The sequence below is a fragment of the Isoptericola variabilis genome (genome assembly GCF_050311655.1).
In the GTDB taxonomy this organism is placed as follows: domain Bacteria; phylum Actinomycetota; class Actinomycetes; order Actinomycetales; family Cellulomonadaceae; genus Isoptericola; species Isoptericola variabilis.
Genome location: NZ_JBNOZM010000003.1, coordinates 343,980 through 367,442, shown reverse-complemented (window position 1 = coordinate 367,442; position 23,463 = coordinate 343,980). Strand labels below are relative to the sequence as shown.

26 protein-coding genes are annotated in these 23,463 nt (G+C 74.7%); 15 read left to right on the top strand and 11 right to left on the bottom strand.

Annotated elements, in window-relative coordinates; genetic code table 11:
* Window positions 1-34: 34 nt before the first annotated feature.
* Together ACQP60_RS08850 and ACQP60_RS08845 are read left to right on the top strand one after the other, a co-directional pair.
* Window positions 35-2,233, top strand: coding sequence for an adenylate/guanylate cyclase domain-containing protein (locus tag ACQP60_RS08850; RefSeq protein WP_429730881.1), 2,199 nt, complete (start codon window positions 35-37; stop codon window positions 2,231-2,233).
* Window positions 2,230-3,651, top strand: coding sequence for a mechanosensitive ion channel domain-containing protein (locus tag ACQP60_RS08845; protein ID WP_429730878.1), 1,422 nt, complete (start codon window positions 2,230-2,232; stop codon window positions 3,649-3,651). The genes ACQP60_RS08850 and ACQP60_RS08845 overlap by 4 nt, the downstream gene beginning before the upstream one ends.
* Before the next feature lie 2 nt (window positions 3,652-3,653).
* Here ACQP60_RS08845 and ACQP60_RS08840 read toward each other — a convergent pair whose 3' ends face one another.
* Entirely contained in the window at window positions 3,654-5,138 is a 1,485-nt protein-coding gene (locus tag ACQP60_RS08840; protein WP_429730875.1) for an MFS transporter, read from the bottom strand.
* Window positions 5,139-5,222: 84 nt separating this feature from the next.
* On the opposite strand from ACQP60_RS08840, the gene ACQP60_RS08835 reads away from it, so the two are divergent.
* From ACQP60_RS08835 to glmS, 3 genes are all read left to right on the top strand, one after another.
* The gene (locus ACQP60_RS08835; RefSeq protein WP_429730872.1) at window positions 5,223-5,696 is read left to right on the top strand and encodes a MarR family winged helix-turn-helix transcriptional regulator; all 474 of its coding nucleotides are present in this window, start codon (window positions 5,223-5,225) and stop codon (window positions 5,694-5,696) included.
* A 68-nt stretch (window positions 5,697-5,764) separates the two neighbouring features.
* Window positions 5,765-6,025, top strand: coding sequence for a hypothetical protein (locus tag ACQP60_RS08830; protein ID WP_429730868.1), 261 nt, complete (start codon window positions 5,765-5,767; stop codon window positions 6,023-6,025).
* Between the two features lie 40 nt (window positions 6,026-6,065).
* On the top strand, window positions 6,066-7,904 hold the full coding sequence (gene glmS, locus ACQP60_RS08825) for a glutamine--fructose-6-phosphate transaminase (isomerizing) (RefSeq protein WP_429730865.1): 1,839 nt from the start codon (window positions 6,066-6,068) through the stop codon (window positions 7,902-7,904).
* A 31-nt stretch (window positions 7,905-7,935) separates the two neighbouring features.
* Here the strand turns inward: glmS and ACQP60_RS08820 are convergent, their stop codons facing one another.
* From ACQP60_RS08820 to ACQP60_RS08810, 3 genes are all read right to left on the bottom strand, one after another.
* Window positions 7,936-8,352, bottom strand: coding sequence for a VOC family protein (locus ACQP60_RS08820; protein WP_429730862.1), 417 nt, complete (start codon window positions 8,350-8,352; stop codon window positions 7,936-7,938).
* A 155-nt stretch (window positions 8,353-8,507) separates the two neighbouring features.
* A complete protein-coding gene (locus tag ACQP60_RS08815; protein ID WP_429730860.1) occupies window positions 8,508-9,101 on the bottom strand; it encodes a hypothetical protein in 594 nt (197 codons plus the stop codon).
* Window positions 9,102-9,280: 179 nt separating this feature from the next.
* Window positions 9,281-10,000: an alpha/beta fold hydrolase gene (locus tag ACQP60_RS08810; RefSeq protein WP_429730857.1), complete on the bottom strand. Its 720-nt coding sequence runs from the start codon at window positions 9,998-10,000 to the stop codon at window positions 9,281-9,283.
* A gap of 124 nt (window positions 10,001-10,124) precedes the next feature.
* Here ACQP60_RS08810 and ACQP60_RS08805 point away from each other — a divergent pair, with 124 nt between their 5' ends.
* The gene (locus tag ACQP60_RS08805; protein WP_429730854.1) at window positions 10,125-11,609 is read left to right on the top strand and encodes an SH3 domain-containing protein; all 1,485 of its coding nucleotides are present in this window, start codon (window positions 10,125-10,127) and stop codon (window positions 11,607-11,609) included.
* Here ACQP60_RS08805 and ACQP60_RS08800 read toward each other — a convergent pair.
* The gene (locus ACQP60_RS08800; RefSeq protein WP_429730852.1) at window positions 11,582-12,862 is read right to left on the bottom strand and encodes an MFS transporter; all 1,281 of its coding nucleotides are present in this window, start codon (window positions 12,860-12,862) and stop codon (window positions 11,582-11,584) included. The two genes, ACQP60_RS08805 and ACQP60_RS08800, sit on opposite strands and share 28 nt — an antisense overlap.
* Window positions 12,863-12,958: 96 nt before the next feature.
* On the opposite strand from ACQP60_RS08800, the gene ACQP60_RS08795 reads away from it, so the two are divergent.
* The gene (locus ACQP60_RS08795) at window positions 12,959-13,801 is read left to right on the top strand and encodes a LysR substrate-binding domain-containing protein (RefSeq protein ID WP_429730849.1); all 843 of its coding nucleotides are present in this window, start codon (window positions 12,959-12,961) and stop codon (window positions 13,799-13,801) included.
* Window positions 13,802-13,923: 122 nt separating this feature from the next.
* On the top strand, window positions 13,924-15,183 hold the full coding sequence (locus ACQP60_RS08790; RefSeq protein ID WP_429730846.1) for an MFS transporter: 1,260 nt from the start codon (window positions 13,924-13,926) through the stop codon (window positions 15,181-15,183).
* Here the strand turns inward: ACQP60_RS08790 and ACQP60_RS08785 are convergent.
* Window positions 15,152-15,532, bottom strand: a complete 381-nt coding sequence (locus tag ACQP60_RS08785) for an ArsR/SmtB family transcription factor (protein WP_429730843.1) — start codon at window positions 15,530-15,532, stop codon at window positions 15,152-15,154. The two genes, ACQP60_RS08790 and ACQP60_RS08785, sit on opposite strands and share 32 nt — an antisense overlap.
* Before the next feature lie 98 nt (window positions 15,533-15,630).
* On the opposite strand from ACQP60_RS08785, the gene ACQP60_RS08780 reads away from it, so the two are divergent.
* Complete coding sequence (locus tag ACQP60_RS08780; protein ID WP_429730839.1) at window positions 15,631-17,046, top strand: FAD-dependent oxidoreductase; 1,416 nt, start codon at window positions 15,631-15,633, stop codon at window positions 17,044-17,046.
* A gap of 13 nt (window positions 17,047-17,059) precedes the next feature.
* Here ACQP60_RS08780 and ACQP60_RS08775 read toward each other — a convergent pair whose 3' ends face one another.
* From ACQP60_RS08775 to ACQP60_RS08755, 5 genes are all read right to left on the bottom strand, one after another.
* Window positions 17,060-17,494, bottom strand: a complete 435-nt coding sequence (locus ACQP60_RS08775; protein WP_429730836.1) for an arsenate reductase ArsC — start codon at window positions 17,492-17,494, stop codon at window positions 17,060-17,062.
* A 53-nt stretch (window positions 17,495-17,547) separates the two neighbouring features.
* Window positions 17,548-18,375: a hypothetical protein gene (locus ACQP60_RS08770; protein ID WP_429730833.1), complete on the bottom strand. Its 828-nt coding sequence runs from the start codon at window positions 18,373-18,375 to the stop codon at window positions 17,548-17,550.
* Window positions 18,376-18,394: 19 nt separating this feature from the next.
* Window positions 18,395-18,901: a nucleoside deaminase gene (locus tag ACQP60_RS08765; RefSeq protein ID WP_429730830.1), complete on the bottom strand. Its 507-nt coding sequence runs from the start codon at window positions 18,899-18,901 to the stop codon at window positions 18,395-18,397.
* Window positions 18,902-18,933: 32 nt separating this feature from the next.
* Complete coding sequence (nhaA, locus tag ACQP60_RS08760; protein ID WP_429730827.1) at window positions 18,934-20,757, bottom strand: Na+/H+ antiporter NhaA; 1,824 nt, start codon at window positions 20,755-20,757, stop codon at window positions 18,934-18,936.
* Between the two features lie 106 nt (window positions 20,758-20,863).
* Window positions 20,864-22,015, bottom strand: coding sequence for a GTP-binding protein (locus ACQP60_RS08755; RefSeq protein ID WP_429730824.1), 1,152 nt, complete (start codon window positions 22,013-22,015; stop codon window positions 20,864-20,866).
* 102 nt (window positions 22,016-22,117) lie between these two features.
* On the opposite strand from ACQP60_RS08755, the gene rpmB reads away from it, so the two are divergent.
* From rpmB to rpmF, 6 genes are read left to right on the top strand one after another with little or no spacing between them, the layout of a single operon-like run.
* On the top strand, window positions 22,118-22,354 hold the full coding sequence (gene rpmB / locus ACQP60_RS08750; protein WP_429730821.1) for a 50S ribosomal protein L28: 237 nt from the start codon (window positions 22,118-22,120) through the stop codon (window positions 22,352-22,354).
* Window positions 22,354-22,521 carry a 50S ribosomal protein L33 gene (gene rpmG, locus ACQP60_RS08745; RefSeq protein ID WP_429730817.1) on the top strand — a complete coding sequence of 56 codons (168 nt, stop codon included), beginning with the start codon at window positions 22,354-22,356 and terminating at the stop codon, window positions 22,519-22,521. The genes rpmB and rpmG overlap by 1 nt, the downstream gene beginning before the upstream one ends.
* Entirely contained in the window at window positions 22,521-22,826 is a 306-nt protein-coding gene (gene rpsN, locus ACQP60_RS08740; protein ID WP_429730814.1) for a 30S ribosomal protein S14, read from the top strand. Before rpmG ends, rpsN begins: the two co-directional genes overlap by 1 nt.
* Window positions 22,827-22,840: 14 nt before the next feature.
* Entirely contained in the window at window positions 22,841-23,119 is a 279-nt protein-coding gene (locus tag ACQP60_RS08735) for a type B 50S ribosomal protein L31 (protein WP_429730811.1), read from the top strand.
* Window positions 23,116-23,238 carry a type B 50S ribosomal protein L36 gene (ykgO, locus tag ACQP60_RS08730; RefSeq protein ID WP_079573901.1) on the top strand — a complete coding sequence of 41 codons (123 nt, stop codon included), beginning with the start codon at window positions 23,116-23,118 and terminating at the stop codon, window positions 23,236-23,238. The genes ACQP60_RS08735 and ykgO overlap by 4 nt, the downstream gene beginning before the upstream one ends.
* Window positions 23,239-23,275: 37 nt before the next feature.
* Window positions 23,276-23,440: a 50S ribosomal protein L32 gene (gene rpmF / locus ACQP60_RS08725; protein ID WP_429730808.1), complete on the top strand. Its 165-nt coding sequence runs from the start codon at window positions 23,276-23,278 to the stop codon at window positions 23,438-23,440.
* Window positions 23,441-23,463 lie beyond the last annotated feature (23 nt).

The window sequence follows — 23,463 nt, the reverse complement described above, 5'->3', positions numbered from 1 at the left end:
CGCATCGGTCGACTCGGGCACCGGGGGGAAGTCCGTGAGCACTCAGACCGTCCGTTCCGTCGCGCCCGACGACGAGGGCGCCCTGCCCGTCCGGCAGCCGGCCGACGCCGTGCCGCCCGCCGGGCCGTCGCGTCGTCGTCGCCGGCTGCGCATCGAGATCCAGACGAAGCTGCTCGTGATGCTGCTCGGCATCGCGCTGGTCACCGCCCTGGTCGTGGGCTGGATCGGCTACCGGTCGGGCAGCGCCGCGCTCGAGCGCGCCGCCGAGCAGCAGGTGACGCAGGTCCGGGAGAGCCGCGCGCGGGAGGTCGTGTCCTACTTCACCGGGCTGGAGCGTGCGGTGGTGCTCAACTCGCGCACCGCCGAGCGCTCGATGGCCGCGTTCGAGGCGGGCTGGCGCGGGCTGGCGGACGCCTCGGTCTCGGCCGCCGAGCGGGCGCGGGTCACGTCGGCGTACACCGACGTCCTGCTGCCGCAGCTCGCGGAGAACACCGGCCAGGAGTTCACCGTCGAGTCGTTCCTGCCCACCGACCCGGCCGCGTGGTACCTCCAGGCACACTACCTGGAACCAGGACTCGACTACGACGAGGCCATCGGCGTGGACGACGCCGGCGACGGCAGCGCCTGGTCCACCGCGCACGCCCGGTTCCACGACACGCTGCGCGAGATCGTCACGCAGAACGACTTCGAGGACCTGCTGCTCATCGACCCCGACGGCAACGTCGTGTACTCGGCGTACAAGGGGGTGGACCTCGGCACCAACGTGCTGACCGGCCCGTACGCCGGCGGGTCGCTGGAGGCCACCTTCCGCGACACGATCACCTCGAACGGCCAGGACTACGTGGGCATGGCCGACTTCGAGCCGTACCAGCCGCTGGCCGACGCGCCCACGCAGTTCGTCATGTCGCCGATCCAGGACGACGGGCGCACGATCGGCGTGCTGGCGATCCAGGCGTCGACCGACCGGCTGAACCAGGTCCTCACGAGCGACGGGCACTGGCGCGAGGCCGGGTTCGGGGAGACGGGCGAGACCTACCTGGTGGGCCCGGACGGCCTGATGCGCTCCACCTCGCGGCTACTCGTCGAGGATCCTGAGGAGTACCAGCGTCGGGTGGTCGCCGCCGGCACCCCGCGCGAGGTGGCGGAGACGGTCGTGCGGCTCGGCAACCCGATCCTGCGGCAGTCGGTGGAGTCGAGGGCGGTCGAGTCGGCGCTCGACGGCGACACCGGCATCGTCCGCACCACGGGCTACCGCGGCAAGGACGTCATCGTGGCCTACGGGCCGGTTGACGTCCCCGGTCTGAACTGGGTGATCGCGGCCGCGGTCGACCCGTCCGAGGTGTTCGCCCCGGTGAGCGACTTCCAGCGCCAGCTCGTGCTCGCCATCGCGGGCATGCTGCTGCTCGCGGCGATCGCGTCGCTCGCGCTGGCCCAGGTGTTCGTGCGGCCGATCCGGTCGCTCGTCACGGGGGTGCGCGCCGTGTCCGGCGGCGACCTCGACGCCCAGGTGCGGGTGCGCACCAACGACGAGGTGGGCGACCTGTCCGAGGCGTTCAACGAGATGAGCCGCAGCCTGCGCACCAAGCAGGAGCTGCTGGACGCCGAGCAGCAGGAGAAGGACCGCATCCTGCTCAGCCTCATGCCGCCCGACGTGGCGGAGCAGGTCAAGGGCGGCGAGGAGACGATCGCGCAGGACTACCAGGACGTGTCCGTGGTGTTCGCCGACCTGGTGGGCTTCGAGGAGTTCACCGCCGGCATGGACTCGCGGCAGTCGTTGGACCACCTCAACGAGCTGGTGCGGTCGTTCGACGAGGCCGCCGAGCGGACCGGCGTCGAGAAGGTGCGGTCCCTGCGCAACGGGTTCCTCGCGAGCTGCGGGCTCGTGGTGCCCCGGGTGGACCACACGCGCCGCGTCGTCGAGTTCGCCCAGGAGCTCCAGGCCGCGGTCGCGGCGTTCAACGCCCGGCACGGCGCCGACCTCGCGCTGCGGGCCGGGGTGAACGTCGGCACCGTGACCAGCGGCATCGTCGGCCGGGCGAGCGTGATGTACGACCTGTGGGGCGACGCCGTCGACCTCGCCTACCGGATGCACGCGCAGGAGCCGGAGCCCGGCATCTACGTCACCGACCTCGTCTACGACACGGTCCGCGGCCAGTTCGACCTCGTCGAGGCGGGAACGATCCGCGGGCCGGACGGGGAGCACCCGGTGTGGCGGCTGGAGGACAGGGCATGACCTCGCTGCTGGCCGAGCCGTGGTTCGCCTGGGTCGTCGTGGTGGTGGTCGGCGTCCCGGTCCTGCTGTTCGTGCTCACGCAGGTGCAGGACCTGCTGCGGCGCCGCGGCAGCGCGCTCCTGGGCCCGGTCGCGTTCCTGCGCAACGTCGTGGTGCCGGCGTTCGGGCTCTTCGTGCTGGTGCGGTTCGCCGCCGAGGTGCCCGCCGGGAACGTGTGGGCGCAGGTCCTCGCGACCCTCGCCGCGGTGACCCTGCTGGTGTTCGTGCTGTCCGCGCTGAACGCCATGATGTTCGCTCGCGCGCGCGAGGGGTCCTGGCGGGCCCGCATCCCGTCGATCTTCGTGGAGATCGCGCGCCTCGTCCTCGTCGTCGTCGGCATCGCTCTCGTGCTGTCGTGGGTGTGGGGAGCCGACGTGGGCGGCATGTTCGCGGCGCTCGGCGTCACCGGCATCGTGCTCGGCTTCGCCCTCCAGGGCGCGATCGGGTCGGTCGTGTCCGGGCTGCTCCTGCTCTTCGAGCAGCCGTTCGCGATCGGCGACCACCTCACGGCCGACGGCACGTCGGGCCGGGTGGTCGAGGTGAACTGGCGGTCCGTCCACATCGAGACGGGCTCGGGCGTGCACATCATCCCCAACTCGTCGCTCGGCGGCGCGAGCTTCGTCAACCGCAGCCAGCCGGAGGGGCGGCACGACACGACCGTGGAGGCGTCGTTCGGGGTGGACGACGCGCCCGCCGCGGTGGTCCGCGTGCTGCTCGACGTCGCCCGCGACCTGCCGCTGCTGCGTCCCGGCGCCCGTGCGTCGGTGGCCCTCACCGGGCCGCACGCGTTCACCACCACGCTGCCGGTGCGGAGCGTGGTCGACGCGGGGGAGGCGGCCTCGCAGTTCCGGCTCTGGCTCTGGTACGCCGCGCGCCGGGCGGGGCTCTCGCTCGACGGCGGGGCGCCGGGGCCGGCCGCGGGGGACGACGCGTCGAGAGCCGCGCTGGCCGAGGTGGGAGAGCTCTTCGGCGTCCCGGACGACGTCGCGGTGGCCGCCCGCGACCGCGCCCGCCTGGTCGTCTACGGCACCGGCGAGGTGGTGCACCGGGCGGGGGAGCGGTCGCGCGGGCTGTGCTTCGTGCTGGGCGGGCGCCTGCGGCTCGTCACGTCGTCCGACCCGGAGGCGCGGGCCGTCGAGGCGCCGGTCGAGCGCGGCGGCTACACGGGCGAGGCGTGCCTCGCGCGCCAGCCCGAACCGTTCACGGCGCGGGCGCTCGAGGAGACGCGGGCCGTGCTCGTCCCGGCGGCGGTCGCCCGCGAGGTCGCCCTGGCGGAGCCCGCCCTGGCGCGGCGCCTCGGCGAGGTGGCCGACGCGCGGCGCCGGCTCGCCCGCGAGCTGGTCACGGGCGAGCCGTCCGCCGTCGTCCCGGCGCGCTGAGGTCAGCGCACCAGGGCGGCCTCGGCGTCGGGGACGGCGGCCAGGTGCCGACCCTCCTCCTGCCCGCCGCGCTGCCGCGGGATGCACAGCACGATCGCCGCGCCGACGGCGGCCGCGACGGCGCCGATGACGAAGCAGAGCTGGAACGCGCCTCCGGTGGGGATCGGCGGCGTGCCCGGCGCGAGCACGGTGGTCCGGCTGGTGAGCACGATGGCCATGACGGCGCCCGCCACGGTGGTGCCGATGGAGCGCATGAGGCTGTTCAGCCCGACGCTCGCGGCGGACTCGGCGGCCGGCACGTTCGTGAGGATGAGCGTGGGCATCGCCGCGTACCCGATGCCGACGCCCGCGGACGCCACGCACGAGGCGAGCATGAGCTGCCACGGCGCGTCCATGAGGAAGACCGCGACGACGTAGCCGAGCGCGAGCACGCCCGCGCCGATCGCCATGGTGCTGCGGCCGCCGAGGCGGGTGAGCAGGCGGGACGAGACCGGCGTGAAGAGCATCATCATGAGGCCCGCCGGCGCCATCCACAGCCCGGCCTCGAGGATCGTCTGGCCCAGTCCGTAGCCGGTGGCCTCGGGCATCTCGAGCAGCTGCGGCACCACGATGGACTGGGCCATCATGCCGAAGCCGATGAGGACGGCCGCGAGGTTGGTGAGCAGCACGGGACGGCGGGCGGTGGTGCGCAGGTCGACCAACGGGTCGTCGTGGCGCAGCTCGTACCAGCCCCACAGCAGCAGCACGACGACGCCGCCCACCACCATGCCGAGGGTGCTCGCGGAGCCCCAGCCCCAGTCGTTGCCCTTCGACACGCCGACGAGCACGCCGACCAGGCCGATCGCCAGGCCGATCGCGCCCACGACGTCGAGGCGGCCGGGGTGCGCGTCGTGCACGTGCGGCACGACCGTCGCGGTGAGGGCCGTCATGACGAGGGCGAGGACGACGGAGACCCAGAACAGCACGTGCCAGTCGAAGTCCTGCGCGATCCAGGCGGCGATCGGCAGGCCGAGCGCGCCGCCGACGCCGAGCGTGGCGCTGACGCCCGCGACCGCGGTGTTGCGCAGGTGCGGCGGTGCGATCTCCCGGACCAGGCTGATCGCGACGGGGATGTAGCCCATCGCGACGCCCTGCAGCACGCGGCCCACCAGCACGGGGCCCACGGAGTCGGAGACCGCGCAGACCAGCGAGCCGACCACGAGCACGGCCGCGGAGGCGACGAGCACGGGCTTCTTGCCGTAGAGGTCGGCGAGCCGGCCGGTCACCGGCATCGCGACGCCGCCGCCCAGCAGGGTGGCGGTGACCACCCACGACGCCGTGCTGGCGGAGGTGGACAGGAGCTCGGGGAGCTCGCTCTGGATCGGGATGACGAGCGACTGCATGAGCGCGGCGCAGAGGCTGCTGAAGCAGACGACCACGACGACGGCGACGGCGCGCCGGTCGGTGCGCGGCGGCGCGTCGGGCACGGGGGACGGGGAAGGGCTCACGGCACACCTCAGGATGTGTAACTTACATAAGACCGTGTGTATGCTACCTGCATATCGACCAGCGTCAACCCCCGAAGGATCCCGATGCCGACCGTGACACCGTCGTCCGTGCCGTCGCCCTCGTCGTCCGACCCTGCTGACCTGACCGACGACCGCCGTGTCGCCGGCCTGCTCTTCCGGCTCGACCTCCACCGCCGGCTGGCGGAGCAGCGCAGCCCGCTCGGCACCGCCGACGGCCGCCTCCTGTGGCTGCTCTCCGACGGCCGGCCTCGCACGCTGCGGGAGATCGCCGAGGCGCTGCGGCTCGAGCAGTCCACGGTCAATCGGCAGGTGAACGGGGCGCTCGCGGCCGGGCTGCTGCGCCGGTTCACCGCGCCCGGCCGCTCGGCCCGGCTCCACGAGCCGACCGAGGAGGGGCGGGCCCGGTTCGAGGAAGCGACGAGCCAGGCGCTCGGCGCCTACGCCGACGGCCTCGCCGTGCTCGGCGCCGACGCGGGCACGTTCCTCGAGCAGCTGGAGCGGTTCGCGGACGCCTACGGGGACGCCGTCCGGGCGTAGATGAGGCGCCTCTGCCCGATTTCGGGCAAGATCTGGCATGTCGTTGTCGAGCGGAGCATGATGTCCCGGTGACCGACGCCGATCTCGTCGCCCGCATCGCGACCTCCACGGGGCTCTCCCCGGCCGAGGCGGCGCGGGTCGTCGAGGACGTCCTCGCCTGGTACCGCGAACCGGTCGAGGAGTACGTCCGTCGTCGGCACGCGTCGCTGCGCACCTACGGGCGCCGCAACGAGGAGATCTACGCGCAGATCGCCGCCGAGCTCCGTGAGCGCCTCGTGGCCGCCCCGGAGCTCAGCGAGCGTCAGGTCCGTCGTGTCATCTACGGCTGATCGTCAACGACTGATCATCAACGGCTAGGAGCAACCACCCATGTGCGGAATCGTCGGCTACGTCGGCCCCCAGCAGGCAGCGCCCGTCCTCGTCGAGGGCCTCACGCGGCTGGAGTACCGCGGCTACGACTCGGCCGGCATCGCCGTGCTCAACCCGCGCTCCAGCGCGCACCCGTCGCGCGTCGTCCGGGCCAAGGGCCGCGTGCGCGACCTCGAGGCCGCCCTGCCCGCGCGCCTCGCCGGCACGACCGGCATCGGCCACACCCGCTGGGCGACGCACGGCGAGCCGAGCGAGCGCAACGCCCACCCGCACACGTCGTACGACGGCCGCGTCCACGTGGTGCACAACGGCATCATCGACAACTTCCACGCCCTGCGCTCGCGCCTCACCGCCGACGGCGTCGAGCTCACCTCCGACACGGACACCGAGGTCGTCGCGCACCTCGTGGCGCGCGAGCTGCAGGCCGGGCTGGCGTTCGAGGACGCCGTGCGCGCCGCCGTCGCGCAGATCGACGGCACCTACGCGCTCGCGGTGCTCGACGTCGAGACGCCGGACCGGATCGTCGTCGCGCGCAACGGCTCGCCGCTGCTGCTCGGCGTCGGCGACGGAGAGATGTTCGTGGCCTCCGACGCAGCGGCGATCGTGCGGCACACGAGCCAGGTCGTGCTGCTCGACGACGGCGACTTCGCCTCCGTGACGGCCGACGGGTTCCGCACCTTCACGAACGACGAGGAGCACACGGCGCGCGACGCCGTCACCATCGACCTCACCGTCGAGGAGCTGGAGCTGGGCGGCCACGCCCACTTCATGCACAAGGAGATCCACGAGCAGCCGGAGACGGTGGAGCGGATGCTGTCCGGTCGGCTCGACGACCGGTTCGGCACGGCCAAGCTCGACGGCCTCAACCTGGACCCGCGCCAGCTGCGCCGCTTCACGCGCGTGAAGATCCTCGGCTGCGGCTCCGCGTACTACGTGGGCCAGCTCGGGGCGTCGATGATCGAGGACCTGGCGCGCATCCCCGCGGACGCCGAGCCCGCGAGCGAGTTCCGCTACCGCAACCCGATCATCGAGCCGTCCACCCTGTACGTGGTGGTCAGCCAGTCCGGCGAGACCGCCGACACCCTCTTCGCCGTCCGCGAGGTGCAGCGCAAGGGCGGCACCGTCGTCGGGCTGGTCAACGCCGTCGGGTCGTCCATCGCCCGCGAGGTGGACGGCGGCATCTACCTGCACGCCGGCCCCGAGGTGGCGGTCGCGTCGACCAAGGCGCTCACGCACATGGGCGTCGGGTTCGCGCTGCTCGCGCTGGCGCTGGGCCGCGTGCGCGACCTGTCCTTCGCGGACGGCAAGCGGATCATCGCCGGCCTGCGCGCGATCCCCGGCCAGATCGCGCAGATCCTGGCCGACGAGGAGGACCTCGCGAGCGCTGCCAAGGAGCTCTCCGAGGCGCCGAGCCTGTTCTTCATCGGCCGTGTGCGGGGCTACCCGGTGGCGCGCGAGGGCGCGCAGAAGTTCAAGGAGATCACCTACCGGCACGCCGAGGCGTACCCGACCAGCGAGCTCAAGCACGGCCCCCTCGCGCTCATCAGCCCCGAGCTGCCGACCGTCGCGATCATGCCCGCCGACGACCTGCTGGAGCGCAACATCACCGCCGCGCAGGAGATCCGCGCGCGCGGCGGCGCCGTCGTCGCGATCACGCACCCGGGCGTCGAGCTCGGGGACGCCGCGACGGCGCGCATCGAGGTGCCGCGCAACGAGGTGGAGCTCGACCCGATCCTGCTGACGATCCCCACCCAGCTGCTCGGCTACCACGCGGCCGTCGCCCTCGGCGAGGACGTCGACCGTCCGCGCAACCTGGCCAAGTCCGTCACCGTCGAGTGACGACGACGGGGGTGGTGCGGCATCGGGCGGCTCAGGCGCCGACCTCGTCGAGGAGCTGTCGCACCCCCTCGCCGTCCATCAGGCCGATGACGTTGCCCGCCGGGTCGGTGAACCAGGCGCCGTCGCCGCCCTCCATGAAGCCGCGGGCGACGCCCTTCTCGTCCTGGTCGAAGCCCTCGTAGCGCTCCAGGCTCACGCCCTTCGCGACGAGGTCGTCCACCACCGGGTCGACGTCGTCCACCGCGAGGTGGAAGACGGTGAACGCGGCGGGCGTGTGGTCCTCCTTGGGGTACACGAACACCGGTGAGCTCGTGTCGAGGTGGAGCACCAGGCCCATGCCCTCGTCCAGGGTCGTGACGCGGAGCCCGAGGGTGTCCGCGTAGAAGCTGCGTGCCGCGTCGAGGTCGTCCACCGAGAAGCTGGAGAACCCGCGCCGAGTCGTGACCATCGCCGTTCCACTCCCTCGTGATCGCCGGTCCCCGGGCGTGGGGAGCCGCCACGAGGGTGCCGGACCCCTCCAGGATCCGTCCGTCGTCCCGTCCACGCCGCTGCCCGGACGACCGGGGGCGGGTGAAGTTCGGCCGGCCCGTGGCGTCGTGCCGGTCACGCCGGGTCGGGCTGGTCCTCGACCTGCACGGCCTTGAGCTCGGGGTGGAACGCGAACAGGGCGCCGTCCTTCGTGCCCACCCACCAGCCGTCGCACTGCAGCGAGGCGTCCTGCTCCTGGCCGGCGGTCCACCAGCCGGCCTCGAGGGTCGAGCCGGTGCGGTAGTCGTCGGCGGTGAGGGTGCCGCGCGTGGGCTTCGCGACGAGCGGGTGGCCGGCGTCGACGGACGTGCAGTCGGCCGGCAGGGACGTCACGTCGGCGTCCATCGTGAGGATCATCTCGTCGCCGGTGGTGCGGAAGACGCCGCGGATGTCGGAGGCGTCGTCGGGCACCCAGGAGGGCAGCCCCTCGTCGGCCTTGCCGTCCGCGCCGCTGTCGTACGTGAACGCCCGGGTGTGGCCGGAGCCCCGGTCCTGCAGCGCCTCCGAGATGGCGCCGCACGCCGTCGTCGTGACGGCGACGACGGACGCGAGGGCCAGGACGCCGACGCCGCGGTAGCGCCGCGCGGGCGAGGTCGTGACGGTGGAGACGTCGCCGCGGTCGGCGTGAGGGGTGCTGCGGTGGTCGTGGTGGTTCTCGTGCTGCGTCATGTCCTCGACGCTACGAACGCGCAGGTGGCGTCGTCGTCGGCCCCGGAGCGGAACCTCGGGGGCGCCGCGTACGACCCGAGGGGGACGCCGGGCTCAGGGCCGGGGCCAGGGGTTCGCCGGAGGGCTCACCTGAGGAACCCGCGCACCAGCGGCGTCGCGACGGCCTCGCCCTCGTGGAATTACGCGTGCCGCAGGCCGGGCAGCACCTCGACGCGTGCCCCCGGGATCCGCTCGCCCAGCAGGGCCGCGTTGACGGCCGGCGCGAGCACGTCGTCCGCGCCGTGCAGCACCAGCGTGGGCGCCAGCACCCGGGGCAGCGCGTCCCAGGCGTCGTGGCCGTCGCTGGCGCGCAGGTGGTCGCGGCGCGCCTGCGGGGTCATGGACGGGTCGCCCTCGACCGTCGTCGGGCCGGGGTGGGCGGCCAGCCACGCGGGCGTGTACATGAGGTCGAGCAGGGCGCGCCGGGCCGCGCGCCGGTCCGGCTGCACCATCGCGCGGCGGACCTCGAGCGAGCGCTCGACGGCGTGCGCGCCGCCCGGCGTCGTGCAGCCCAGTACGAGCCGCCCGAGCCGGTGGGGATGGTCGACGGCGAACCACTGCGCCACGCGGCCGCCCATCGACGTGCCGTACACGTCGGCGCGCTCGACGCGCAGGTCGTCGAGGACGGCGGCCACGTCGCCCGCGAGCCGCCGGGTGGTGAGCTCCAGGTCCGTGGGGCCGGAGGCGCCGGTGCCGCGCCAGTCGAGCGTGATCGTGCGCCGCCCGGCACCGAGGCCGTCGCGCGCCGGGTCCCACCAGCGGTGCGAGTTGGCCTGGCCGGCGAGCAGCACCAGCGGGGCGCCCGAGCCCTGCACCTGGTAGGCGATCGTGGCGGAGTCCTCGGCGATCGCGAACGGCACGGGAACCACCCTAGAGAGAGCGGGCCGACGTTCGCCGCGCGCAACGAAGCGTCTCGATCTACCGTCCTGCTGACGGTGTCAACCCGACACGTCGGTCGTGGCCGTATCGGTGCCAGGGGGCGCAGTGAAGACATCGTCGGTTCAGCAGCGCCTCGGCGCGGTCCTGGGGGCAGCCACCCTCGCCCTCGGCATCGGGGTGGCCTCGGTGCTCGTCGCCCCGCCGGCCGGGGCGTCCTCCGGCGTCGTGGCGCCGCTGCCTGCGAAGACGTACTCCCTCTCGTCGTACTACGGGCCCCGCTGCATGCCCGTCGCGGGCGCGTCGACGTGGCACCTCGGGCAGGACATGGGCGCCGCGCGCGGCGTGCGCGTGAACGCCATCGCCGACGGGGTGGTGCTGAAGGCCGGCGCCACCTCCGGCTTCGGGCAGGTCGTGGTGGTGCGGCACACCATCGGCGGGCGCACCGTCTCGTCCGTGTACGGGCACGTGGTCGACGGTGACCGGTACGTGCGCGCGGGCCAGAAAGTCTCCGCGGGGCAGCGCATCGCCGACGTCGGCTCCAGCGGCAACTCCACCGGCCCGCACCTGCACCTGGAGGTGTGGAACGGCACCTACGGGGCGGGCGCGACGCACACCGACCCGCTCACCTACCTCCGCGGCCGCGGGGTCGACCTGCGTGCCACCGCGACGCGGGTCGCCGTGCGCAGCACGCCCACATCGTGCACCTACTACGCGAGCAGCTCCGTCAACCTGCGCTCCGGGCCGTCGACCACGTCGCCCGTGCTCGCCGTCGTGCCGCGGGCCGCGACGCTCACCGCGAAGCCGGGCGCGGCGTCCGGCACCTGGCGGGAGGTGACGTACGGCGCGCGCACCGGCTGGGTCTCCGCGTCGTACGTCACCCCGCGCCGCCCCGCGACCGCCCCGCCCACGACGCCCACGGCCCCGGCGCCGTCGAAGGTCTCCTACGTCGCCGTCTCGTCGCTCAACCTGCGCGCGAAGCCGTCGACGTCGTCGGCCGTCGTCGCCCGGCTGGCGAAGGGCACCAAGGTGACTCACCTGGCCGCGGCGTCGAAGGGCTGGGTCAAGGTGAAGGCCGGGACGCGCACGGGCTACGTGTCGACGGCGTACCTGACCTCCACGGCACCGGCGACGCCGACCACGCCGACCACGCCCAGCGCCCCGGCGGCGACCGTGGCCTACGTGAACACGTCGTCCCTGAACCTGCGCGCGAAGCCGTCGACGTCGTCGGCCGTCGTGGCCCGCCTGGCGAAGGGCACCAAGGTGACGCAGGTGGCCGCGCCGTCGAAGGGCTGGGTCAAGGTCAAGGCGGGCGCGCGCACCGGCTACGTCGCGACGTCCTACCTGACCACCAAGGCGCCCGCCGCCAAGCCCGGCACGACGACGCCCGCCGCCAAGGTCTCGTACGTGACCGTCTCGTCGCTCAACCTGCGGGCCAAGGCGTCGACGTCGTCCCCCGTCCTCGCCCGGCTGGCGAAGGGCACCAAGGTGACGCACGTCGGGGCGGCGTCGAAGGGCTGGCAGAAGGTCAAGGCGGGCACGCGCACCGGCTTCGTCTCGACCGCCTACCTGTCGGCGACCCGGCCGCGCTGATCCAGGGGCTGGCGGTCCAGGCGGGCCGCGACGGCCGCGGCGGCGACGGCGACCGCGGTCGTGGTGGTCGCCAGCCCGACCACCCCCGCCCAGCCGGCGTCCTCCCAGACGTGCGTCGCGACGGCGCCCATGACGGCGCTGCCCACGTAGTACGCGAAGAGGTACGCGCTGGACGCCTGGGCGGTGCCGCGGCCCTGCCGGTGCGCGCGGTCCACGGCCCAGCCGCTCACCAGGGAGTGGGCGCAGAAGAACCCGACGGTGAGGATCCCGAGCCCGGCGACGACGGCCACGACGGAGGACGGCACGGTCACCGCGACCCCGACGGCGAGCAGGACGAGGCCGGTGACGGCGGCGGGGCCGCGCCCGCGCCGTCGGGCCAGGAGCTGCGCGACGGACGGCGTGACGATGCCGACCGGGTACGCCAGGTACACGAGCGTCACCGCGTGCCCGAGGGAGAACGGCGGGGCCTCGAGCCGGAACGCGACCGCGTTGTAGACGCCGACGAACGTGCCCATGCTCGCGAAGCCGACGGCGCACAGCAGCGCCACGACCGGGTCGCGGAACGCCGACGCCGTGCCGGTCAGCACGCTGCCGAGCCGCAGCGGGCGCGGCGTGAACCGGGCCGACCTCGGCACGAACGCCCACAGGGCGACGGCGGCGAGGAGCGTGGTGACGCTCAGCACCTCGGTGGCCAGCGTCCACCCGCCGAGGGCGGCGAGCGGGCCGGGCACGAGCCGCCCGACCGCACCGCCCACCGCGGTGCCCGCGATGTACGCGGCGTTGGCACGGGCGTGCGCGCCCGGGTGCATCTCCTCGCGCAGGTACGCGAGCGCGACGGCGGGCAGGCCGGCCAGCGCGACGCCCGCCAGGCCGCGCAGCACCAGCAGGCTGCCCCACGTGGGCGCGAAGGCGCTCGCCAGCCCCAGCACGCCGGACGCGAGCAGCGACCAGCGCATCACCTCGACCCGCCCGAACCGGTCCGCGACCGGCCCGACGGCCAGCAGCGCGACCGCCATCGCCGCCGTCGTCACTGACAGCACCTGGGCCGACGCGCCCGCGGAGACGTCGAAGTGGGCGGCGACCTGCGGGAGCAGCGGCTGCACGTAGTAGAGCAGCGAGAAGTTCGCGAGGCCGCCCGCCGCGAGCCCGAGCAGCGTGCGGCGGTACGCCCGCGACCCGGGCCGGTGGCCCTCCAGGGGAGCGATGGTGGGCGACGGCGTCGGAGCGGGCGGCGCGGGCGGGGCGGTGGTCACCGGTCCACGATGCGCCCGTCGTTCCGATGCGCCAAATGATCCGAACGCCGGGTCTGATGCCACAATCGCATCTGGCCACCCGGTGGGAGGGATGACATGGACGAGCAGACCCTGCGGGTGTTCCTCTCGCTGTGCGAGACGGAGAGCACCCGCGACACGGCGGCGCTGCTGCGGGTGGACCAGTCGACGGTCTCCCGCACGCTCGCCCGGCTGGAGGCGGGGCTCGGCGTCGAGCTGTTCCGACGGCACGGGCGCCGCATCGCGCTCAACCGGGCCGGCGTGAGCTTCCGCGGCGACGCGGCCCGCGTGCTCGACGAGATCGAGGTGGCGCGCCGGCACGTCCGCCAGGAGGCGCTCGGCGCGCGCACGGTGCGCCTCGGCTTCCTGCAGTCCGTGGCGCGGTGGCTGGTGCCGCGCGTCGTGACCGAGCTGCGTCGTGAGGATCCGGACCGGCGCTTCGAGCTCCGCCAGGGCTTCGCGCAGGACCTGTTCGGCTGGCTCGACGACGACGTGCTCGACCTCGCGCTCGTCACGCCCCCGCCCCCTGCCCGCACCACGGGCTGGCGGCTGCTGCACGAGCAGGTGCTGTGCGTCGCCGTCCCCCCGGGGCACCGTCTGGCCGGGCGCACCGGCGTGGGCGTGGACGACCTGGCGGGGGAGCGGTTCGTCGCGTTCTCGCGCACCACCGAGCTGCGCGGCGTCGTCGAGGGCATGCTCGGCGCGGCCGGCGTGGAGGTCGAGGTCGCGTTCGAGTCCAGCGAGGTCGACACCATCCGCGGCCTCGTCGCCGCGGGGATGGGCGTGGCCGTGCTGCCCCGGCCCGAGCGGCCCGACGCCGCCGACCCGGTCTACGTGCCGCTGGAGCCCCGCACCACGCGGCGGCTCGGCGTCGCGTGGGCGGACGGCGCTCGCCCGCCGGACGCCGTCACCGCCGTCTGACCACTGCCGACCATGCAGTTGCGCACGTTCTGAGCCCCCAGAAGGTGCGCAAGTGCATGTTCGGCGATCTGGGCGGGCGGCTACGCTGCCGGTGCCCCACGACCCGACCCCGGAGGTGCCCGGTGCTGCCGTCGCCCGACGAGCTGCGCACGCTGCAGCGCCGCACGCTGACCGTCGTCGTCGCGAGCCAGGTGCTCGGCGGCGCCGGCCTGGCCGCGGGTGTCACGGTCGGGGCGCTGCTCGCGCAGGACATGCTCGGCACGGACCGGCTCGCCGGCGTGCCGACCATGCTGTTCACGCTCGGCTCGGCGCTCGCGGCGTTCCTCGTCGGGCGGGTCACGCAGCGCGCGGGCCGCCGGCTCGGCCTGGGGCTGGGCTTCGCCGCGGGCGGCCTGGGCGCCGTCGGCGTGGTCGCGGCCGCCGCGCTCGGCGCCGTCCCGCTGCTGCTCGTGTCCCTGTTCGTCTACGGCGCGGGCACGTCCACCAACCTGCAGGCCCGGTACGCGGGCACGGACCTGGCCGCCCCGGACCGGCGCGCGACGGCGGCCAGCGTCGCGATGGTGTCCACGACGCTCGGCGCGGTGGCCGGGCCGAACCTCGTCGAGCCGCTCGGCGGCCTCGCGACGTCGCTCGGGTTGCCCGCGCTCGCCGGCCCGTTCCTGCTCGCGGCGGTCGCCTTCCTCGCCGCCGGCGGCACGCTGTTCGCCTTCCTGCGGCCCGACCCGTTCCTCGTCGCGAAGGAGCTGGCGGCCTCGTCCGACACCGACGGCGCGGTCGACGGCGCGCCGTCGGCGCCGGACGAGGCCGGCACGCGGCGCGTGCCGGCCGGCGTCGTCGTCGGCGCCACGGTGATGGTGCTGACGCAGATCGCGATGGTCGCGATCATGACGATGACGCCCGTGCACATGCGCGGCCACGGCCACGACCTGGGCGACGTCGGCCTCGTCATCGGCATCCACGTGGCGGCGATGTTCCTGCCGTCGCTCGTCACGGGCGTGCTGGTCGACCGGATCGGACGGGTGCCGATGGCGGTCGCGTCGGGCGTGACGCTGCTGCTCGCGGGGATCACGGGCGCCGTCGCGCCGGGCGACTCGATGGTGCTGCTCGTGCTGTCGCTCGCGCTGCTCGGGCTGGGGTGGAACTTCGGCCTCATCGCCGGCACGGCGCTCATCGTCGACGCGACGACGCCGGCCACCCGCGCCCGCACCCAGGGCACGGTCGACGTGCTCATCGCGCTCGCCGGCGCGGGCGGGGGCGCGATGTCCGGAGTCGTGATGGCGGGGTCGAGCTACGCGACCCTGGCCCTCGGCGGCGGCGTCCTGTCGCTGCTGCTGATCCCGGTGCTGTTCCTCACGCGCCGGTCGGCGCCGTCACCGGCGTGAGCGACGACAGCGACCCGACGACGCCGTCGACGGCGCCCGGCACCGCGCGGTAGTACGCCCAGCGCCCGCGCTGCTCGCGCTCGAGCAGGCCCGCCTCGACGAGGATCTTGAGGTGGTGGCTGACGGTCGGCTGCGCCAGGCCCACCGGCTCGGTGAGGTCGCAGACGCACGCCTCGTGGCCCTCGTGCGAGGTGACGATCGACAGGAGCTGCACGCGCGTCGGGTCGGCGAGCGCCTTGAACGTGCGGGCGAGGTCGCGGGCCGCGGCGACGTCCATCGGGGGAGCGGCCGGGCCGCAGCAGCCGCCGTCGGCGGCCACGGGCGTCAGCGGCAGGTCGGTCGTCGTCATGCCTCCATCTTGCCACGCATCGAAGAACGTGGATACGTTGTCCCCGTTCAGTCATCGAAGTTCATCGATACGAGCGGATCGACACGAAGGAGCACGAGATGGTCGAGACGGTGCGGGCCGAGCTGCCGGTGGCCGTGATCGGCGCGGGCCCGGTGGGCCTGGCGGCAGCGGCGCACCTGCTGGAGCGCGGCCTGGAGCCCCTGGTGCTGGAGGCCGGCGGGAGCGTCGGGGCGGCCGTCGCGTCGTGGGGGCACGTGCGCCTGTTCTCGCCGTGGCGGTACGACGTCGACGCCGCGGCGCGGCGCCTGCTCGAGCCGACGGGGTGGACGTCGCCCGACCCCGACGCCCTCCCGACCGGCGGCGAGCTCGTCGAGGGCTACCTCGCCCCGCTGGCCGCGACGCCGGCGATCGCGTCCCGGCTGCGCACCGGCACGCGCGTGCTCGCCGTCGCCCGGGACGGCGCGGACAAGACCCGCTCCCTGGGCCGGGAGCGGCGCGGCTACCGCGTGCGGACGGTGGACGCTTCGGGGCGCGTGGCCGACATCCTCGCCCGCGCGGTGATCGACGCGTCCGGGACGTTCTCGACGTCGAACCCGCTCGGCGTGAGCGGCCTGCCCGCGGCCGGCGAGGCCGACGCCGCGCCGTTCGTCACCGGGCCGCTGCCCGACGTCCTGGGTGCCGACCGCGACCGCTTCGCCGGGCGGCACACGCTCGTCGTCGGGATGGGGCACTCGGCGGCGAACACGCTGCTGAGCCTGGCGGAGCTGGCCGAGTCCGAGCCCGGCACGACGGTCACGTGGGCGATCCGCGGCGGCTCGGCCCGGCGCCTGTTCGGTGGTGGGGCCGACGACGAGCTCCCCGCCCGGGGGCTGCTCGGCACCCGGCTGCGCGAGGCCGTCGACGCCGGCCGCCTGCGCCTGCTGACCCGGGTCTCGATCGAGCAGCTCGTCCCGGCCGGTGACTCGGTCCAGGTGCTCGGCACGGCCAAGGACGAGCCGCTGGCGCTCGACGTGCACGCGATCGTCAACGCGACGGGCTTCCGCCCCGACCTCGGCATGCTGCGCGAGGTGCGGCTCGACCTCGACCCCGTCGTCGAGGCGCCGAGCGCGCTGGCGCCGCTCATCGACCCGAACCAGCACTCCTGCGGCACGGTGCCCCCGCACGGCGAGCAGGTCCTCTCGCACCCGGACGACGGCTTCTACCTCGTGGGCATGAAGTCGTACGGCCGAGCGCCGACGTTCCTGCTGGCCACCGGCTACGAGCAGGTGCGCTCCGTGGCGGCCGCGCTGGCGGGCGACCGGGCCGCGGCCGACGCCGTCCAGCTCGACCTGCCCGCCACCGGCGTCTGCTCCAGCGACCTGGCGCTGGCCGCCGACGGCGAGTCGTCGGCCGGGTCCTGCTGCGGCACCGCGCCGGCGGAGCCGCAGCTCGTCGAGCTCGGGGTCGGTGCCCCGGCCGGCGTCGGCTTCGCGACCGGCGTCGCCCACGGCCGCTCGGGCGACGCGGGCGCCTGATCGGCGGGCGGGCTCAGTGCGCGACGGGGTCGACGCCGAGGGACGCCAGCAGCCCGAGCACCCGGCGCCGGATCTCGTCGCGGATGGGGCGGACCGCGTCGAGGCCCTGGCCGGCGGGGTCGTCGAGCTCCCAGTCCTCGTAACGCTTGCCGGGGAAGATCGGGCAGGCGTCGCCGCAGCCCATGGTGATGACGACGTCGGACGCCTGGACCGCCTCGGTCGTGAGCACCTTGGGCTGCTCGGCGGTGATGTCGATGCCGGCCTCGGCCATCGCCTCGACGGCGACGGGGTTGATCCGGTCGGCGGGCACGGACCCGGCGGACCGCACCTCGACGGCGCCTCCCGACAGGGCGCGCAGGAAGCCCGCGGCCATCTGGGAGCGGCCGGCGTTGTGCACGCAGACGAACAGGGCGGACGGCCGGGCACCGTCGTCGGGGAGGGCGGGCATGCCCTCATATTGATCGACGTCGATGCGCGACGCAAGGGGCCGGCGGGCGGGGCTCAGGACTGCGGCTCGACCGGCCCGTCCTCGCCCACGACCAGATCGCCGCAGCTGGTCTCCTGCGCGGTGACGACCACCGGGTCGTCCGGGCCGGCGCCGTCCGCGACCGTCGACGCCTCGCCGTTGGACGCCGCCAGCGCGCCGTCGTCCAGGTCCACGAACGTGCGCTCGACCGTGAAGGAGCTGCCGTCGGCGGACGTCGCGTTCAGGCCGGCCAGGCGCAGCGCCCCGTCGACCTCCGTGCACCCGACGCCGGTGCCCTGGCCGGTGAAGCCCTTGTCGAAGGTGTAGGGCGCGCCGGCGAGGTTCTGCGTCGCCGCGAGGTCGCAGTCGGCCGCCGAGAACAGCAGCACCTCGCGGCCGGTGTCGACGAGGGCGATCGGCGCGGTGTCGTCGCCCGCCGCCACGACGTTCACGACGGCGGACGCGCGCTGCGGGCTCGCCGAGTCGATCGCCGCCGAGAACGTGGCGCCCGACGCCGTCGTGATCCCGAACCGGCGCTCGGCGCCCCCGGTGAGCCAGGCGGTGTCCGCCTCGCCGTCGCCGTCCACGTCGACGATCTCGTGCGCGTCCGCGCCCTCCGGGGTGCCGTCGTCGGTGGCCGCGCAGCCGGCGGCCCCCGTCGTCGTGGGCGACGACGAGGGGGCGGGCGAGGCGTCCTGGGACGCGGGAGCGGTGGGGGACGGTGACGCGGCCGTCGCGCCGTCGCCGCCGTCGTCCCGCACGACCAGCCAGACGACGACGGCCACCACCACGACGGCGGCGAGCACGACCACCCGCCAGGTCCAGGGGCTGCGGCTCGGGGTGGGCTCCGGGGTGTCGCTCATGCTCCCCAGGCAAACATCGTCAGGCGGGGTCGCGCACGCCGTGCAGGCGGGCGTGCAGGGAGCGCACCTCGTCGGCCAGCGCCGGCGCGGGTCCGCGGGTGGGGACGCCGGGCGCGACGTCGCCCACCGGCAGCGGGGTCACGGGGCCGGGAGCCACGCCCCACTCGTGCAGCCACGCGGTGAGCTGGGCGGTGCTCGTCGCGTACACGATGGGGCCGAGGCCCACCCAGGCGTGCGCCGCGCTGCACATGGCGCAGTGCTCGCCCGAGGTGTACGCGGTGGCGCCCGCCCGCTCCACGGGGCTGAGGTGCGCGGCCGCCCAGCGAGCGATCTCGAGCTCGGGGTGACGGGTCTGGTCGCCGTCCTTCACGCGGTTGCGGTCCTCGAACACGACGGTGCCGGTCGCGTCGACGAGCAGCGAGCCGAACGGCTCGTCGCCGTCGTCCAGCGCCTCGCGCGCGAGGTTTACGCACCGGCGCAGGTACGGCAGGTCGCCGTCGGTCACGGGTTCGGTTTGGTATCCCATATCCCCATCCTCTCGTACCCGCCCCGGCGTCGTCACGACCGGCGCCGCAGCGCCGGGTCGTCCTCGTTCGCCTCGAGGGCGGCGATGAGGGTGCGCGCGTCGTGGGGCCCGCGGTGGCGGGCGCCGTCGAGGAAGAACGTCGGCGTGCCGCGGGCGCCGGAGGCCGCGGCGCTCGCCTCGTCGGCGCGCACGCGGGCGTGCAGGGCCTCGTCGGCCAGGTCGGCGTCGAACCGCTCGAGGTCGAGGCCGATCGCGGCCGCGTGCTCGCGCAGGTCGTCCGGCTCCAGCCGGGACTGGTGGGCGAACAGCGCGTCGTGCATCTCCCAGAACCGACCCTGCCGGTGCGCGGCCTCGGCCGCGACGGCGGCCAGGTAGGCGTGCGGGTGCACGTCCTCCAGCGGCAGGTGTCGCACGACGTACCGCACCCGGTCGCCGAAGTGCTCGCGCAGCTCGGCCCCCATCCCGGTGGCGCGGGCGCAGAACGGGCACTCGAAGTCGAGGTACTCGACGACCGTGTGCGCGGCGTCGGGCTCGCCCTTCACGTGGTCGCGCTCGGGGTCGACGGCGGGGGAGAGCGTGACGGGCAGGTCGGCGCTCGCCTCGCCGTACCGCACGCGGGCGACGGTGAAGATCGCCCAGCCGAGCAGGGTGGACAGCACCATCGCGATGAGGATGCCGACCGTCGCGGCCTGCCCGGCGGGCGTGCCGTCGAACGCGAGGTCCACCACCAGCAGGGACACGGTGAAGCCGATGCCGGACAGGGCCGCGCCGCCGAGCACGCTGCCCGGGCCGACGCCGTCGGGCAGCCGGCCGAGACCCGCGCGGACCGCGCCCCACGTGCCGAGCGCGATGCCCACGAGCTTGCCCACGACCAGCCCCGCCACGACGCCCCACGTGATCACCGACCCGAGCGCCGCGCCCAGCGCGCCGCCGCGCAGGTCGATCCCGGCGTTGGCGAGCGCGAACAGCGGCACGACGACGAGGGACACGGGGCCGCGCAGCACGTCGTGCAGGCGGTGGTTGACGGAGATGGAGCGGGCGAGCCCGACGCGGGCGTTGCGTGCCACGCTCGCGCTGGGCGACTGCCAGTAGTCGCGGAACAGGCTCTTGGCCTGCAGCACGTCGTCGCGCCGCGTGGCGACGGCGGGCACGAGCAGGCCGGCGAGCATCCCCGCGATCGACGGGTGCACGCCGGCCTGCACGGTCGCGCCCCACAGCACCACCACGACGAGGACGTACGGCGAGCTGCGCCACTCGCGCATCCGGCCCAGCAGCCACAGCACGCCGAGCGCGGCCACGGCGACGAGGAGCGGGGCGAGCCGCACGTCCTCGGAGTAGACGACGCCGATGATGCCGACGGCGAGGAAGTCGTCCACCACGGACAGCGTCAGCAGGAAGACGCGCAGCTGGCTCGACATCGCCGGCCCGACCAGCGCGAGCACGCCCAGCAGGAACGCCGTGTCCGTGCCGACGACGACGCCCCAGCCGTGCGGGTCGGCGTGCCCGGCGACGGCGAGGAAGACCAGCGCGGGCACGATCACGCCGAGCGTGCCGGCGACGAGCGGCACCAGGCGCTGGCTGCGCTGCCGCAGCGACCCGATGGCCAGCTCCTGGCGCACCTCGAGGCCGACGACGAAGAAGAACAGCACCATGAGGCCGTCGTTGACCCAGTGGTGCAGGTCCATGTCGAAGCGCAGGTCGCCGACGTCGAGGTGGATCGGCAGCTCCCACAGGCGCTCGTACCAGCCGGAGAGCGGCGAGTTCGCCCACACCAGCGCCAGCAGCGTCACGCCCACGAGCAGGAGCGCCGCACCGGACTCGGTGCGCAGCCGTTCGGCGAGCGCGCGTGCGGCCATGCGTGTCTCCCGTCCGTCGTGGGTGCGGGTCCGCGAGGAGCCTATGACGCCCCCGGGCTCCGGTCGCGGGGACCGGCACGGTGGCCCGCGCGGGGAGCAACAGCGGTCACGCGGTCCGTGTTCCCAGCCAGGGCTCCAGGACGTCCTCGCGGCCCAGCCAGCGCAGCCCGCCGTCCGCCACCTCGTCGCCCGTGGCCAGGGCCTCGCCGAAGGCGTCGAGGATGCGGTCGTGCACCTCGCGGGCGTCGCGGGGCTCGCCCGCCCCCACCACGAGGATGCGGGTGACGGGCGGGTGCCCGGCCGCGACCTCGTCCCAGGTGCCGAGGTCCGCGACGCACAGGGCGCCGCCCGCGCCGTCCCACAGGCACGCGGAGTCGGGCCGGTTCGGCACGTGGAAGACGCCGCGGCTGCGCACCGGACCCGTACCGAGGTCCTCGACGTGCGCGAGCAGCCGTTCCGGGTGGAAGGGCCGGTCGCTGCGCAGCAGGAGGCTCCAGCTCCGGTCGCGGGGGTCCTTGGCCCGGCGGCGGGCACCGCGCGCGCCGAGGGGATGGGCGCGCCGCTCCGCCGCGGCGGGGGCGTGCGAGCGGACGGCGAGCGCGACGGGGTCGAGGTCGTGCAGGCCGTCGACGCGGTGGCTGTCGACGGCGCGCAACCGGTCGACGAGGCCGCCACCCGTGGCGGAGCCGCCGGTCGTGACGACCACGTCCACCTGCTCGAGCTGCGCGGCCAGCGCCTCGCCGACGGGACGCTGGTCGTCGTCGGTGAGCGCGAGCCCGCGCTCGTCGACCAGGTCGTCGCCGAGGAGGTCGGCCTCCAGGGCGTCGAGGTCGACGACGCCGACCGTCGCGGCGAGCCGGAGACCCCCCAGCGCCCCGCCCGGCTCGGCCTGCGTCGCGAGGGCGCGCGCCACGGGCAGCGGCTCCGCGGTGACGGGCAGGGCCAGCACGAGGTGGGCCCAGCGGCCGTCCTCGGCGAGGCGGGCGAGGGCCGGCACGGCGTCCTCGCGCACGCTGCACGACACGCACGCGTGCTCGAGCGCCACCGTCTCGTCCTCCAGGACGCCGGTCGCGTCGACGACGACGCGGCGCAGCGCGCCGTCGTCGGGCAGCAGGTCGTGGCGCACCACGGCGACGCCGGGAGCGCCCAGGGTCAGGCTCGCGGCGGCGGCGTCGCGCAGCACGGGGTCGACGGCGACGAGCACGCTCAGCGCCGGTGCGGCGGGCGTGGTGGGCGCGTGCGGGCGGTCGGGAATCACGAGCACCTCCGGTGGGTTGGGGATGACGGCACTTGAGAACAGTTCTCAAGTCTGTCACTCTAGCGCCCTGATGAGAACGGTTCTCATCTCAGGAGGTTCACGATGTCCGCCCGCTGCCAGGTGCTCGGCACCGTCCCGGGGTTCGGTCACGCGATCTCGCACTCGCACGTGCGGACGAAGCGTCGCTGGGACCCCAACGTCCAGAAGAAGCGCTACTGGGTGCCCTCGCTCGGCCGCACGGTCACGCTGCGGGTGAGCGCCCGGGGCATCAAGACCATCGACCGCGACGGCATCGACGTCGTGGTCGCCAGGATCCAGGCACGAGGAGAGAAGGTCTGATGGCCACCCGCACCGACCTGCGCCCGATCATCAAGCTCCGCTCGACGGCGGGCACGGGCTTCACGTACGTCACCCGCAAGAACCGCCGCAACGACCCCGACCGCGTCGTGCTGCGCAAGTACGACCCCGTCGTGCGCCGGCACGTCGACTTCCGCGAGGAGCGCTGATGGCCAAGACGTCCAAGATCGCCGCCGACGCGCGGCGCCGCGACGTCGTCGCGCGGTACGCCGCCCGGCGAGCCGAGCTCAAGCGCGTCGTCGCGTCGCCGTCGTCCACGGCGGAGGAGCGGGCCACGGCCGTCATGGAGCTGCAGCGCCAGCCCCGCGACGCGAGCCGCACCCGCCTGCGCCACCGCGACGTCGTCGACGGCCGCCCCCGCGGCTACCTGCGCCGCTTCGGCCTGTCCCGCATCCGCCTGCGCGAGCTGGCGCTGCGAGGCGAGCTGCCCGGCGTCACCAAGTCCAGCTGGTGAGAGGAGACACCACCATGAAGCAGAGCATCCACCCCACCTACGGCCCCGTCGTCTTCCGCGACACCAGCGCCGGCACCGCGTTCCTCACGCGCTCCACGCTGGCGGGGGACGCCGCGTCCGGGCCCGGACGGCCCACCCGCACGATCGAGTGGGAGGACGGGAACACCTACCCCGTCGTCGACGTCGAGATCTCGAGCGCCAGCCACCCGTTCTGGACCGGCGCCGCGCGCGTCGTCGACACCGCCGGCCGCGTCGAGAAGTTCCGTCGTCGCTACGGGCAGGGCGCCCGATGAAGGTCCGGGCCTCGCTGCGGTCGCTGAAGCGGCTGCCGGGCGCCAAGGTCGTCCGCCGCCGCGGCAGGACGTTCGTCATCAACAAGCAGAACCCCCGGTTCAAGGCCCGCCAGGGCTGAACCGGGGGTTCTCCCCCCACCGACGAGAGGAGCGGCCGTGGCCGTCCCCAAGCGCAAGACCTCCCGCTCTCGCACCCGCAGCCGCCGGGCCCGGTGGAAGGCCGCGCCCGTGACGCTCGTGCCCGTCACCACGCCCGACGGCGTCGCGCAGGTCCCGGCGCGTCTCGCGCGCGCCGTCCGCCGGGGAGTGCCGCTCGCCTGACAGGATCGTCCGCACGACGACGA